Origin of the sequence: Micromonospora sp. DT68 (assembly GCF_049847245.1) — a bacterium.
In the GTDB taxonomy this organism is placed as follows: domain Bacteria; phylum Actinomycetota; class Actinomycetes; order Mycobacteriales; family Micromonosporaceae; genus Micromonospora; species Micromonospora profundi.
This window is the reverse complement of the sequence record NZ_JBNCNZ010000035.1, coordinates 1-13,114: the sequence shown is the minus strand read 5'-3', so window position 1 is coordinate 13,114 and position 13,114 is coordinate 1. Positions and strand designations below refer to the sequence as shown.

Genomic DNA, 13,114 nt, shown 5'->3' with positions numbered 1-13,114 from the left:
CACCCCGATCGTGCAGGCCATCCTCGTCCTCCAAGCCGCCGAGGAGGCCCGCTACCCACGATGAAAATGGCTCTATGTGCGCCGGTGGTAGTGGTTGCGGCGGGGGAGTTGGTCGGGGTCGAGCCAGGCAGGTGGGATGAACTCGGGGTGGCCGTCGCCGCCCAGACGCACAACCCAGTCGCCCGCATGGATGTGGCGGTGGTGGTGACCGCAGAGCAGCACCGCGTTGGCCAGGCTGGTGTCGCCGCCGTCGGCCCAGTGCCGGATGTGGTGGCCGTCGCACCAGCGGGGCGGACGGTCGCAGCCGGGGAAGGTGCAGCCGCCGTCGCGCAACACGAGTGCCCGACGGAGCGGGCCGGTGATGAGGCGGCGTTGCCGACCGACGTCGAGTGGTTGGCCGGTGCCGCCGAGGACGGCGGGCAGGATCGCGGCGTCGCAGGCGAGCCGACGTACGGCCTCGGGGGTGAGCTGCTGGCCGATGTCGAGAGCGCCGGCGCCCAGCAGCCGTGTCAGCTCGTCGTAGCTGGTGGTGACGACGATCTGGGCGACGTCGCCGCCGTTCTCGGGCAGGTCTCCGGTGCGCAGGGCGAGCCGGCACACGTCGGCGAGCGCGTCGTGGCGGCGCTGCCCGGCGGAGCGGGTGTCGTCCGGCCCGGAGGGCGTGGTCAGCGGGTCGATGGCGGCGCGCAACAGGGCGGCGGCCTCGGTGTTGAGGACGCCGGACAGGCGCAGCCGCCCGTCGGGTTGCTCGCTCACTGTCACATGCCTGTCGCGGGCCTCCCGCGACTCCTGTGCCCGCAGCGCCGCCTCGGCGGCCTGGTCGGCGATCTCCGGGGCGACGTGGTCGAGGATCCGGGTGCCGAGCCTACGCAGCAGGGCGGCGTCGAACTGCGCGGCCCAGTCGACGAGGACACCGACGGCCTTGTCGGCGGCCTCCGCGCCGGCAGCGCTGTGCACTGTCTCGACAGTGTCGGCGATGACCCGGACCTGCTCCACGGTGACCGCCCCGCCGGCCAGCGCGTCCCGCACACCGGTCGGCGCGGCGTCGAGCGCGGCGGCGAGCTCGACCAGACGGCGCGCGGCGCCGACACCGAGGCGCAGGCGGTCGCGCAGCCACACCGCCGTCGAGGACGCACCCTGCGTGGTGGCCGTGCCTCGACCGTCTAGCTCGCGTACGAGGGTCAGCTTGACCGCGGCGAGGCGTTGCTCCAGGCGGTGGGCGGCGTCCAGGGCGGCGACGAGGTCCCGCTCGTCGACGGCCCAGGTGGCGCGGTCGAGGCAGACCGCCACAGCGGCCTCTGCCTGCGCCAATGCATCGATCACCAACAAAGACTAGAACACGTGTACGACACTTTCCGGCGCGGCAAGTGCGCTGCCGGCGCGCAGGTCACCGGGCCACCGGATCACGTCGGTGCGGGGAATCGCTCTCTACCGTCAGACCGGCAGCTTGGTGGGCATCCGGCGCACGTGTGAATTCCCCGCCCGACGGGTGCGTGCTGCTCAGTGCTGGGCGCGCCACGCCTTGGCGCGCCGCAGGTAGCGCAGCACACCGGCCGGGCCGGTGGAAACGGGCCAGTCGTCGGTACGGAAGTAGGCGTCCGAGCCGCCGTCCAGGAAGATCACCGAGCCGCAGAGGAAGTCGGCGGCCGGCGACAGCAGGAACGCCACCCATTCGCCGACGTCCGCCGGCTTGCCACGCCCGCCGATCGGTACGGGCAGCCCTTCGACCGCCTCCTTCTCGCCCCGGGCGATCTGTTCGTCAAGCAGCGGGGTGGCGATGATGCCGGGAGCCAGGACGTTGACCCGGATGCCAGCGCCCGCCCACTGCGGCGAGACCGCGTTGCGCCGCGCCCAGCGTGTGACCGCCAGCTTGGAGCTGGCGTACGCGAACGGCGCCGAGCGCTTGCCGAACCGCCCCACCACGCGCAGTGCCTTGCCCGCGTCGCGGGCGAGCAGGGCGCGCACGGCGCGCTCCGGCACCATCGGGGTGAGCGTGACGGAGTTCGAGCCGAACACCACGACCTTGCTGTTGCCGACGGAAGCCAGCGCGGGCCGCCACGCCTCCAGCAGCTCCACCACGCCGAAGAAGTTCACCTGCTGCACGATCCGGTCCCGCCCGGGAATGCCGCCGAGCCCGGCGGCGCAGACCGCCCCGTCGAGCCGGCCCCCGGCGCGCTCCAACACCTCGGCCGCCGCCTGCGCGCGCCCCGTCGGGGTGGAGAGGTCGGCGATGACCTCAACGTCCCGCAGGTCCACGCCCACGACGGTGTGCCCGTCGCTACGCAACCGCTCGGCGGCTGCCCGGCCCATCCCCGAGGCGGCACCGGTCACCGCGTACGTACCCATGTCGGTTCCTCTTCCCTTCGGGGGCGGCCGATCGGACCCGGCCGCCCCGTCTCGCCGGATGGTGACACGCGGCGGTCGCCTTGACTGGCGATTGCGCCGATAGCTAGCTGATCGGCAGCGCAGTCGCGGCGGGGAGCCTGCCTGCGGCGTGCCGCCCCGCGATGTAGCCGTAGACGAGCCCCTGGCCGATGGTGGCCCCCGCCCCGGGGTAGGTGCGGCCGAAGGCGTTGGCGGCGGCGTTGCCGATGACGTACAGGCCGGGGACGGGATCTCCCGCGCCGGACAGCGCCCGGCCGAAGCCGTCGGTCTGTACCCCGCCGCAAGTGCCCAAGTCGGACAGCACGACCTGGACGGCGTACAGGGTGCCGGACAGGGGCCGCAGGTTCGGGTTGGGCGTCACGGTCGGGTCGCCGTAGTAGCGGTCGTACGCGCTGGCGCCCCGCCGGAAGTCGTCGTCGACGCCAGCGGCAGCGAGCTGGTTGAACCGGGCGAGGGTGGCGCGCAGCGTGTCGGCGTCCACGCCGATGGCGCGCGCGAGGTCCGTCGGGTTGCCGGCCCGGTGCGCGACGCCCGCCTCGTACCAGGACCGGGGCAGCGGGGCCCGGGGGAAATGCGCGCCGGCGAAGACGTAGCTGTTGCGATACCGCTGGTCGAAGAGCAGCCACATGGTCGGCAGCGAACCGCGCTCGCGGGCGAGGTCGAGCACCGTCTGGCCGAAGGTCATGTAGTCGCGGGACTCGTTGACGAAGCGGCGGCCGGTGTCGTCGACCATCAGCGAGCCGGGCAGGGACCGTTCGGCGAGGAGCACCTGTGGTGCGGCGTCGCCGACCGGCGCGACGGCGGGGAACCACCAGGCCTGTTCCATCAGGTCGGTGGTGGCGCCGGCCTCCTGCGCGGCGCGCATCCCGTCGCCGGTGTTGCTGTCCGCGCCGAGGCTCCAGTCCCGCAGGTCGGGGTGGTGGTGGGCGTGCCGCAGCGGCAGGTCGTGGTCGAAGCCGCCGGTGGCGATCACGACGCCTCGTCCCGCGCGTACCACGGATGTCGCATCTCCGTGGCGCACCTCGACGCCGACGACCTGATCCTCCTCGATCACGAGACGCTCCATCGACGTCTCGGTCCACACCGGGATGCCGGCGCGGCGGACACCGGCGAACAGGCCGGCGGCGATGGCCTGTCCACCGGCTGCGTACTCGCGGCCCAGCGCCAGGCCGCCGATGCCCTGCGCGATGCGGGTCGCGATGCGGGGGAGTGCGCGGCCGGGTGTCTTCGCCATGAGGTTGAGCCACTTGTAGTCCGCGCCGGTGACCGGCATGGGCACGGGTGCGGAGAGGACGGCGGGGCGCAGGCGTGCGCGGTCGGCGCCCAGGATCTTCAGGTCGAGCGGGCGGCACTCGCAGCTCCGCCCGACGGCTGCGCCGCCGGGCAACTCCGGGTGGTAGTCGGCGTAGCCGCGCGCCCAGAAGAACCGCATCGGGGTGGTCCGCGCGAGCATCTCGACAGTGGCGGTGCCGTGGTCGAGGAAGCTGCGCCAGCGCTCCTCGGGCGCGGTGCCTCCCACCACGGCCGCCAGGTACTCGGCGCCGCGCTCGATCGTGTCGCCGGAACGCCCGGCGGCCAGCACCGGGTTGGCGGGAATCCAGAACGCGCCGCCCGAGCGGGCCGTCGAGCCGCCCACCCACCGCGACTTCTCCACGACCACGACGGACAGGCCGGCCTCGTGGGCGCTGAGCGCGGCGGCCAGGCCGGTGCCGGAGCCGATCACGACGAGGTCGACGGTGGTCGACCGGGGCTGCCGGGGTACGGGCATCAGAGTCCCTCCCGTCCGACAGTGACAGCGACGGGCCGGGTGCCGGCGGCGACGAGCGCCGCGGTGCCCTCGGCGTCCAGGGGGCAGTGGGTACCGGTGAAGATGCTTGCGGCGCAGAGATTGCAGTGCGTGCACTGCGACCGGGTGGTGGCGTCCCGCTGAATCTTGTTGATCAGGTCGGGTTCGCGCAGCAGGGCGCGGGCCATCGCGACGTACTCGAAGCCGTCGTCCATGGCGGTCCGCATCCCGTCGAGGTCGGTGACGCCGCCGAGCAGGATCAGCGGCATGGACAACTCGCGGCGGAACTGGAGCGCGAGATCGCGGAAGTAGAGCGGCTGGTAGGGATAGTCGTGGAACAGCAACCGGCCGAACATCCGCATGCCGAGCCGCAGCACCGGCGGTTGGGGAGCGGCCATCGCGGCCAGCGGGATGTCGCCCCGGAACAGGAACATCGGGTTGAGCAGCGAGGAGCCGCCGGTGAGTTCGAGGGCGTCCAGGTGCCCGTCGGCCTCCAGCATCTGCGCGAACGGGATCGATTCGTCGAGGTCGAAGCCGCCGCGTACACCGTCGGTCATGTTCATCTTGGCGATGACTGCCACGTCGTCGCCCACGGCCTCCTTGACGGCGGCCAGGATCCGGCGCGAGAAGTCCGAACGATTGGCCAGGGTGCCGCCGAACTCGTCCTTGCGTCGGTTGATCTTCGGCGACAGGAAGGACCCGGCGAGGTAGGTGTGGCCCAGGTGCACCTCGACGGCGTCGAAGCCCACCTCGCGCGCCGCCGCGGCGGCCTGGCCGTGGGCGGCCACGATGCGGCGGAGGTCGTCGTGGGTCGCGGCGCGGTCGAAGCCCATCGCCAGGGGGTTGAACCGTAGAGACGGCGCGAGGGATGGCAGTCCGTTCGAGCGGGAGTTGGCCACCGGACCGGCGTGCCCGATCTGCGCGCTGACCTTGGCGCCGGTGGCGTGCACCGCCTCGGTCAGCCGGCGCAGCCCCGGCAACGCCTCCGGCCGCCAGTAGATCTGGCCGCGCTCGGTGCGCCCCTCGGGCGCGACCGCGAGGTAGGCGACCGTCGACATGCCGACGCCGCCCCGGCCCACGGCGGTGTGGTACTCGACCAGACGGTCGGTGACCAGGGCGTCTGGCGTCGCCCCCTCGAACGTGGCGGACTTGATGATGCGGTTCCGCATGCTCACCGGGCCGAGGGTGGCGGGGGCGAGCGGGTCGGGGGCCGGGGGCCTGGCGGTCACGGGGTGTCCTCCTGGGGGGTGGTGATGCGGATGTCGAGCCAGCGCAGCACGCTGTCGACGGCGTGGGCCGGGGAGTCGCCGGGGCGGTTGCGGGCCCAGTCGTACAGCGCGGCCTGGGCCGCCTCCCGGTAGGCGGTGGCCGCGGCATGGTAGACCGACTCGGGCGCGCCGGGCCGGCGCCGGGCGATCTCCCGGGCGAGGGTTTCGGTCCAGGGCGCGTAGGCACGTACGGCGTCCGTGGACAGCTCGGGCTCCTCCGCGACGATCCGCATCCAGTAGCCGCCCGCGCTGAGCACGGGAGCCTCGTCGGAGACGGAGGCGACCACGGCGGCGCGCAGGGCATCCGACAGCGGGGCGTCGAGGGGCAGCGCGCGCAACGCGTCGGCCAGCCGTCGGGTGGCCGCGGGAACACCCACCCAGGCGAGGGCGGCCTTCGACGGGAAGTGCCGCATCAGGGTACGGGCGCTGATCCCGGTGGCCGCGGAGATGTCGTCCCAGCCGGTGGCGCCGTAGCCGCGTTCCGCCCACAGGCGCAGGGCCGCCGCGCCGACCGCCTCGGGATCGAGCACGGTGGGTCGGCCGCGCCGGCGGGGTGCGTCAGGGGCAGGGGTGGCCATGCGGCGAGTTTAAGCTTTTTTGGCAAGAACCGCCAATAATCGGCTCCGGCCACCCTCAGCCTGTGGCGCGGCAGGATCTGGAAGCGCGCCAGGCCTGACCACCGCAGCGCGCCCGGGTCAGTGAACGAGACCGCCGCACGAGGCGCCGGGCACCTCGCACGAAGGCGGCCGTGCGCCCCGCGCGGCGGACGCGTCGTCAACTGCCGATCTTGTCCAGTTCGGCGAGGTCGTCGTCGGAGAGCGACAGCCCCGCACCGGCGACGTTTTCGCGCAGGTGCGCCACTGACGACGTACCCGCAATGAGCAGGATGTTCGGCGAGCGCCGCAGCAGCCAGGCCAGGGCGACCGACATCGGCGTGGTGGCCAACCTGGCGGCCACGGCCGACAGGGCCGCGGACTGGAGCGGGCTGAAGCCGCCGAGCGGGAAGTAGGGCACGTAGGCGACGCCCTGTTCGGCGAGCGTGTCGATCAACTCGTCGTCCTGGCGGAAGGCCAGGTTGTACATGTTCTGTACGCACACGATCGGCGCGATTGCCTGTGCCTCGGCGACCTGCTGCGCCGTCGCGGTGCTCACGCCGAGGTGCCGGATCAGGCCCTGCCGCTGGAGGTCGACGAGCGTCTCGAACGGTTCGGCCAGGGAGCCGGGTTGCGGGCCCTCGGCGTTGCCCAGTCGCAGGTTGACCAGGTCGAGCACCTCGACACCGAGGTTCTCCAGGTTCTCGTGGACCGCCCGGCGCAGGTCGTCGGGCGTGCGGGCAGGGGGCCAGCCGCCCTGCTGGTCGCGGGTGGCGCCGACCTTGGTGACGATGTGCAGCGATTCGGGGTACGGGTGCAGGGCCTCCCGGATCAGCCTGTTGGTGATGTGTGGCCCGTAGGCGTCGCTGGTGTCGATGTGGGTGATGCCGAGCTCGACGACCTCGCGCAGGACGGCGAGCGCGCCGTCGTGGTCGGCGGGCGGCCCCATGACCCACGGGCCGGCGAGTTGCATGGCGCCGTAGCCGAAGCGGGTGACGCTCAGGTCGCCAAGCGTCCAGGTGCCGCCGGGAAGGGAAGCGGGGGTACGGGCGTCGTCGGGCAGGGACGTGGAGCGCATGTGCAGACCTCGGATTCCAGGTGGAGTGCGACGCGATCAGTGCCGCGCAGGTGCCTGCTTCACTATGGTCGGGTAACTTCCTGACAGGAAGTAGGCACCTTGAAGTGCGTAACACACCAACAGGTGAGGAGTGGCTCGGATGGCGACGACGACGGCGGCCCAGCAGAGGGCACAGACCAGGGCGGAGTACGACGTGTTCCTGGCCGAGTGTCCCAGCCGCAAACTGCTCGACCGGATCTCCGACAAGTGGGTCACGTTGATCCTGGCCGCGCTGGGCAGCGACGGCTCCCACCGGTTCGGCGCAGACTGCACCGGCGAACCACGCCCGCTGCGCTACTCCGAGCTGTCGCGCCTCCTGGCAGGCATCAGCCAGAAGATGCTCACCCAGACGCTGCGCTCCCTGGAACGCGACGGACTGATCACGCGCACGGCGACGCCTACCGTGCCCGTCACTGTCACCTACGAGCTGACCGACCTCGGCCTCTCGCTGCACCACATGATGCGCGGCCTCAAGGGCTGGGCCCAGACGCACATGGACGAGGTGCTCCGCAACCGAGCGACGTACGACAGCCGCTCCTCAGCGGGATGACCGGGGCCTGTCAGCCCGCCGCGCCGACCGAGCGGTACACGTCCAGGGTCTGCCGGGCGATCGCGTCCCAGGAGAAGTGCTCCACCGCGCGCCGCCGGCCGGCCAGGCCGAACCGTTGGGTGCGCGCCGGGTCGGCGAGCAGCGTGTTGATGGCCGCCGCCAGGTCGGCCACGAAGCGGTCCGGGTCGAGCGGGGTGCCCGAGCCGTCGGTGGCCTGCTCGATGGGGACCAGCAGGCCCGTCTCGCCGTCGGCCACCACCTCCGGGATGCCGCCGGTGGCGGTCGCCACCACCGCCGTCTCGCAGGCCATCGCCTCCAGGTTGACGATGCCCATCGGCTCGTACACCGAGGGGCAGACGAAGACCGTGGCGTGGGTGAGCACCTGGATCACCTCCGGCTTGGGCAGCATCTCGGCCACCCAGACCACGCCGGACCGGTTGGCCCGCAGCTCGGCGACCAGATCCTGCACCTCGGCGGCGATCTCCGCGGTGTCCGGTGCGCCGGCGAGCAGCACGAGCTGGGTGTCCGCTGGCAACTCCCGGGCGGCGCGCAGCAGGTAGGGCAGCCCTTTCTGCCGCGTGATCCTTCCCACGTACACCACGCTCGGGCGGGCCGGATCGACGCCGAGCCGTTCCAGTACGTCGGTGCCGCCGTCCGGGGCGTACTGGACGGTGTCGATGCCGTTGTAGACCACCCGGACGCGGTCCGGGTCCACCTGCGGGTAGGCGGTCAGCACGTCGCGCCGCATGCCGGCGCTCACCGCGATGATCGCGTCGGCGGCCTCCATGGCGGTGCGCTCCGACCAGGAGGAGAGCGCGTATCCGCCGCCGAGCTGCTCGGCCTTCCACGGCCGCAGCGGCTCCAGGCTGTGCGCCGTCAACACGTGCGGCACCCCGTGCAGCAGCTTCGCTGTGTGCCCGGCCATGTTCGCGTACCAGGTGTGGCTGTGCACCACGTCGGCGCCGGCCGCGCCGGCGGCCATCTCCAGGTCCACGCCCAGCGTGCGCAACGCGGCGTTAGCGCCGGTGAGGCCGGGCGGTTCGGAGTACGCGGTGACGCCCGCCTCGGTGCGCGGCAGGCCGAAGCAGTGCACCCGCACGTCGGCGAGGCGGCGCAGCTCCCGGGCCAGGTACTCGACGTGCACTCCGGCGCCGCCGTAGACCTCCGGCGGATACTCACGGGTCAGCAGGTCGACGCGCAGCGGGGTGGGTTCCGTCATGACCCCGCACCCTAGTGCAGAAGACTCCCCGTACGAGTGGTGAAGTCCGACGCGGATGGATAGCGTCGTGGCATGGCTGCCAAGGTGCTCGCGATCGTCCTGGCGGGTGGTGAGGGCAAGCGCCTGATGCCGCTCACCGCCGACCGGGCCAAGCCGGCCGTCCCGTTCGGCGGGATGTACCGCATGGTCGACTTCGTCCTCTCCAACCTGGCCAACGCCGGCTATCTCAAGATCGTCGTGCTGACCCAGTACAAGTCCCACTCGCTCGACCGGCACATCACCAAGACGTGGCGGATGTCGACGTTGCTCGGCAACTACGTCACCCCGGTGCCGGCGCAGCAGCGTCGCGGCCCCTGGTGGTTCGCCGGCTCGGCCGACGCCATCTACCAGAGCTTCAACCTCATCAACGACGAGCAGCCTGACTACGTGATCGTCTTCGGCGCCGACCACATCTACCGGATGGACCCGCGGCAGATGGTGGAGGACCACATCGCCTCCGGCGCCGCGGTCACCGTCGCGGGCATCCGCCAGCCGCTGTCGATGGCCGACCAGTTCGGCGTCATCGAGGTTGGCGAGGACGGCCGGCGCATCCGGGCGTTCCGCGAGAAGCCCACCGACGCGGTCGGCCTGCCGGACGCGCCGAACGAGATCTACGCCTCGATGGGCAACTACGTCTTCACCACCCGGGCGCTGTGCGAGGCAGTCGAACGCGACGCGGAGGACAAGACCAGCAAGCACGACATGGGCGGCAGCATCATCCCGATGCTCGTCGAGCGGGGCGAGGCGAACGTCTACGACTTCCGTGACAACGAGGTGCCGGGCAGCACCGACCGGGACCGCGGCTACTGGCGCGACGTGGGGACGCTCGACTCGTTCTACGACGCGCACATGGATCTGATCAACGTGCACCCGGTGTTCAACATGTACAACTTCGACTGGCCGATCTACACCGAGCAGTTGCCGTGGCCGCCGGCGAAGTTCGTCCACCAGTGGGGTGAGCGGGTCGGCCGGGCTGTCGGCTCGATGGTCTCCCCGGGTGTGGTGATCTCCGGCTCGCTGGTGGAGAACTCGATCGTGTCGCCGAAGGTGCGGGTGCACTCCTGGGCGCACGTCGAGGGTTCGGTGTTGATGGAGGGTGTGGAGATCGGCCGCCACGCTGTGGTCCGGCGGGCCATCCTGGACAAGAACGTGTTCGTCCCGGAGGGCGCCGAGATCGGTGTCGACCTGGAGAAGGACCGGCAGCGCTACACCGTCTCCGACAACGGCGTCGTGGTGATCGGCAAGGGCCAGCGAGTCGAGCCGTGACCACCCGTACCCGTACCTGCTCCAGGAGGATCCCGCAGTGACCCATCCCCGTGCCGGCCAGCCCGCCCAGCCCGCCGACCTGGTCGACGTGCCGCGCCTGGTGACCGCCTACTACGCCGAGCACCCCGACCCGGCGGACCCGGCGCAGCAGGTCTCCTTCGGCACCTCCGGCCACCGGGGCTCCAGCCTGCGCAACGCGTTCAACTCCGACCACATCCTCGCGGTCACCCAGGCGCTCTGCGACTACCGGCGGGAGCAGGGCCTCGACGGGCCGCTGTTCCTCGCCCGGGACACCCACGCGCTCTCCGCGCCGGCAGCTGTGGACGCGCTTGAGGTGCTCGCCGCCAACGGGGTCACAGTGCTCGTGGACAGCCGCGACGGCTACACCCCGACGCCGGCGCTGTCGCACGCGATCCTCACCCACAACCGGGGACGCACCAGCGGCCTCGCCGACGGCATCGTGATCACCCCGTCGCACAATCCGCCGGACGACGGCGGCTTCAAGTACAACCCCACAAACGGCGGGCCCGCCGACACCGACGTCACCCGGTGGATCCAGGACCGCGCCAACGCGATCCTCGCCGCCGGGCTCAAGGAGGTCCGCCGGATCACCTACGCGCGGGCCCGGGCCGCCGACACCACAGGGGAGTACGACTTCCTCGCCAACTACGTCGACGACCTGCCGGCCGTGATCAACGTGGACGCGATCCGCGACGCCGGTGTGCGGATCGGCGCCGACCCGCTGGGCGGGGCCAGCGTGGCGTACTGGGGTGAGATCGCCGAGCGGCACCGGCTGGACCTGACCGTGATCAACCCGACGGTCGACCCGACCTGGCGGTTCATGACCCTCGACGGCGACGGCAAGATCCGGATGGACTGCTCCTCGCCGAACGCGATGGCGTCGCTTATCGCCGCACGCGCCGACTACCAGATCTCCACCGGCAACGACGCCGACGCCGACCGGCACGGCATCGTCACCCCCGACGCCGGCCTGATGAACCCCAACCACTTCCTCGCGGTGGCGATCGACCACCTGTTCCGTACCCGCGCCGACTGGGGTCCGGCCGCCGCCGTGGGCAAGACGCTGGTCTCCTCGTCGATGATCGACCGGGTCGCCGCCGACCTGGGCCGGCCGCTGCTGGAGGTGCCGGTCGGCTTCAAGTGGTTCGTGCCGGGGCTGCTCGACGGCGCTGTCGGCTTCGGCGGCGAGGAGAGCGCCGGCGCGTCGTTCCTGCGCCGGGACGGCTCCACCTGGACCACCGACAAGGACGGCCTGCTGCTCTGCCTGCTCGCCGCCGAGATCCTGGCCGTCAGCGGGCGCAGCCCGAGCGAGCACTGGGCGGAGTTGGCCGACCGGTTCGGCGCACCCGCGTACGCCCGCATCGACGCCCCTGCCACCCGCGAGCAGAAGGCAGTGCTCGCCAAGCTCTCCCCGGACCAGGTCACCGCCACCGAGTTGGCCGGTGAGCCGATCACCGCGACGTTGACCACCGCGCCCGGCAACGGCGCCCCGATCGGCGGTCTCAAGGTCAGCACCGAGTCCGGCTGGTTCGCCGCCCGACCCTCCGGCACCGAGGACGTCTACAAGATCTACGCCGAGTCCTTCCAGGGCCCCGACCACCTCAAGCGCATTCAAGAGGAAGCCAAGTCCCTGGTAGACCAAGCCCTGACCAACACCTGACCCTGCTCCTGCCCCCTACAGACTTCGTTGATCATGAAGTTGGCGGGTGGCGCTCGGCGTGGCGCGCCCGCTAACCCCATGATCGACGGCCGAAACCAGAGGTGGGGGACGCGGCAGGGTGTGGTGGGTGGGTGAGGTTCAGCGGCGTGGGGGCATCTCCCGGTCGTGGCTTCGCTGGGCTCCGTCGGGCAGCAGCTCGCGGAGCTGCTCGGGCAGGAACGGCAGGTCGAGCAGGGTCATCTTCAGCTGGTTGCGTTCCTGGTAGCGCTGCCGGTCGAAGCGCACCACCAGACCGGCGTTGCGGCGGTAGCTGATGTCGACGGCCCCCTCGGTCGCCGCGTCGCGGAACACCAAACCGTCCATCTCCACCACGACCGCGGACGAGTGGGGCTCCAGTTCGAGGCGGACCTTCTCGTCCGGCGACAGCACCACCGACCGGGAGATGCCGGCCATCGGCGCCGACGGCGTGATCACCACCGCGTCCGTCGCCGGAGAGATCAGCGGACCGCCGGCGGCATAGCTGTACGCCGTCGAACCGGTCGGCGTGCTCACCACAACGGCGTCGGCGCGGTAGTAGCCGTACTGCTGGCCATCGACGGCGAGGGTGGCGGTGACGAAACCCGACCCGGGCTGGCGGACCAGCGCGATGTCGTTGAACGCCACCACGTCGTCACCGCACACGTCGCAGGCCAGGCAGGCGTGCGACTCGATGGTGAAGTCCTTGGACAGCAGCCGGCTCAACGCCTCGGGCAGCGCCGGCGGCTCCACCTCGACGAGAAAACCGAGCCGACCCAGGTGTACGCCGAGCACCGGCTTCGGGTCGAGGACGGCCGAGCGCAACGCCCCGAGCATGGTGCCGTCGCCGCCGATGCTGATCAACGCGTCGGCGCGGGTGGCCACCTCGCACTCCGGCACCGGCTCGACGCTTGTCGGCACGCGGTGCCTGTCCTGCTCGCGCACCATCAGCGACTTGTTGTGGCGCGTCGCCCACCGTTCGATGATCTCGACCACCTCGGTGACATCCCGGGTGGGGTGCAGCACCAGTCCCAGCCCTGACATTCGTCCAGCTCACCACATCGGCGGGGGACGCGCCCGGCGTACCGTCGAAGGTGCGCCGACGGTCCGGGGACCGTCGGCGCCCCACGACGCCCTCACGGGCGGGGTCGGCCCGGGCGGGGGGGCAGCGGGGGGGCGGCCCGGGGGGCGGGGG

Annotated in this window: 11 protein-coding genes; 3 read left to right on the top strand and 8 right to left on the bottom strand. The window is 71.8% G+C overall.

All coding sequences use genetic code 11. The features are described 5' to 3' along the window. Positions 1-72: 72 nt before the first annotated feature. From ACPXB1_RS30215 to ACPXB1_RS30190, 6 genes are all read right to left on the bottom strand, one after another. Positions 73-1,323, bottom strand: a complete 1,251-nt coding sequence (locus tag ACPXB1_RS30215; protein ID WP_425736136.1) for a DUF222 domain-containing protein — start codon at positions 1,321-1,323, stop codon at positions 73-75. A gap of 177 nt (positions 1,324-1,500) precedes the next feature. Further along, positions 1,501-2,346, bottom strand: a complete 846-nt coding sequence (locus ACPXB1_RS30210) for an SDR family oxidoreductase (protein WP_355595386.1) — start codon at positions 2,344-2,346, stop codon at positions 1,501-1,503. 103 nt (positions 2,347-2,449) lie between these two features. Further along, complete coding sequence (locus ACPXB1_RS30205; RefSeq protein ID WP_355595384.1) at positions 2,450-4,153, bottom strand: 3-ketosteroid-delta-1-dehydrogenase; 1,704 nt, start codon at positions 4,151-4,153, stop codon at positions 2,450-2,452. After that, positions 4,153-5,400, bottom strand: coding sequence for an NADH:flavin oxidoreductase (locus ACPXB1_RS30200; protein WP_355595382.1), 1,248 nt, complete (start codon positions 5,398-5,400; stop codon positions 4,153-4,155). The genes ACPXB1_RS30205 and ACPXB1_RS30200 overlap by 1 nt, the downstream gene beginning before the upstream one ends. Then, positions 5,397-6,017: a TetR/AcrR family transcriptional regulator gene (locus ACPXB1_RS30195; RefSeq protein WP_355595380.1), complete on the bottom strand. Its 621-nt coding sequence runs from the start codon at positions 6,015-6,017 to the stop codon at positions 5,397-5,399. The genes ACPXB1_RS30200 and ACPXB1_RS30195 overlap by 4 nt, the downstream gene beginning before the upstream one ends. A 196-nt stretch (positions 6,018-6,213) precedes the next feature. Continuing rightward, on the bottom strand, positions 6,214-7,110 hold the full coding sequence (locus ACPXB1_RS30190; protein ID WP_355595378.1) for an aldo/keto reductase family oxidoreductase: 897 nt from the start codon (positions 7,108-7,110) through the stop codon (positions 6,214-6,216). Positions 7,111-7,249: 139 nt separating this feature from the next. Between ACPXB1_RS30190 and ACPXB1_RS30185 the strand changes: the two genes are divergently transcribed. Further along, positions 7,250-7,699 carry a winged helix-turn-helix transcriptional regulator gene (locus ACPXB1_RS30185; protein WP_355595376.1) on the top strand — a complete coding sequence of 150 codons (450 nt, stop codon included), beginning with the start codon at positions 7,250-7,252 and terminating at the stop codon, positions 7,697-7,699. Positions 7,700-7,709: 10 nt separating this feature from the next. Here ACPXB1_RS30185 and glgA read toward each other — a convergent pair whose 3' ends face one another. Then, a complete protein-coding gene (glgA, locus tag ACPXB1_RS30180; RefSeq protein ID WP_355595374.1) occupies positions 7,710-8,918 on the bottom strand; it encodes a glycogen synthase in 1,209 nt (402 codons plus the stop codon). A 72-nt stretch (positions 8,919-8,990) separates the two neighbouring features. Between glgA and glgC the strand changes: the two genes are divergently transcribed. Next, positions 8,991-10,223: a glucose-1-phosphate adenylyltransferase gene (glgC, locus tag ACPXB1_RS30175; protein WP_355595372.1), complete on the top strand. Its 1,233-nt coding sequence runs from the start codon at positions 8,991-8,993 to the stop codon at positions 10,221-10,223. Positions 10,224-10,260: 37 nt separating this feature from the next. Beyond that, positions 10,261-11,904, top strand: a complete 1,644-nt coding sequence (pgm, locus tag ACPXB1_RS30170) for a phosphoglucomutase (alpha-D-glucose-1,6-bisphosphate-dependent) (protein WP_425736135.1) — start codon at positions 10,261-10,263, stop codon at positions 11,902-11,904. Between the two features lie 138 nt (positions 11,905-12,042). Here pgm and ACPXB1_RS30165 read toward each other — a convergent pair whose 3' ends face one another. Beyond that, a complete protein-coding gene (locus tag ACPXB1_RS30165; protein ID WP_425736134.1) occupies positions 12,043-12,963 on the bottom strand; it encodes an NAD(+)/NADH kinase in 921 nt (306 codons plus the stop codon). Positions 12,964-13,114: the final 151 nt, after the last annotated feature.

What these genes read in the sequence shown, in the direction of transcription:
- ACPXB1_RS30210 (WP_355595386.1), bottom strand. Translation starts at nt 2,346, where the DNA reads ATGGGTACGTACGCGGTGACCGGTGCCGCCTCGGGGATGGGCCGGGCA.
- ACPXB1_RS30205 (WP_355595384.1), bottom strand. Translation starts at nt 4,153, where the DNA reads ATGCCCGTACCCCGGCAGCCCCGGTCGACCACCGTCGACCTCGTCGTG.
- ACPXB1_RS30195 (WP_355595380.1), bottom strand. Translation starts at nt 6,017, where the DNA reads ATGGCCACCCCTGCCCCTGACGCACCCCGCCGGCGCGGCCGACCCACC.
- ACPXB1_RS30190 (WP_355595378.1), bottom strand. Translation starts at nt 7,110, where the DNA reads ATGCGCTCCACGTCCCTGCCCGACGACGCCCGTACCCCCGCTTCCCTT.
- ACPXB1_RS30185 (WP_355595376.1), top strand. Translation starts at nt 7,250, where the DNA reads ATGGCGACGACGACGGCGGCCCAGCAGAGGGCACAGACCAGGGCGGAG.
- glgA (WP_355595374.1), bottom strand. Translation starts at nt 8,918, where the DNA reads ATGACGGAACCCACCCCGCTGCGCGTCGACCTGCTGACCCGTGAGTAT.
- glgC (WP_355595372.1), top strand. Translation starts at nt 8,991, where the DNA reads ATGGCTGCCAAGGTGCTCGCGATCGTCCTGGCGGGTGGTGAGGGCAAG.
- ACPXB1_RS30165 (WP_425736134.1), bottom strand. Translation starts at nt 12,963, where the DNA reads ATGTCAGGGCTGGGACTGGTGCTGCACCCCACCCGGGATGTCACCGAG.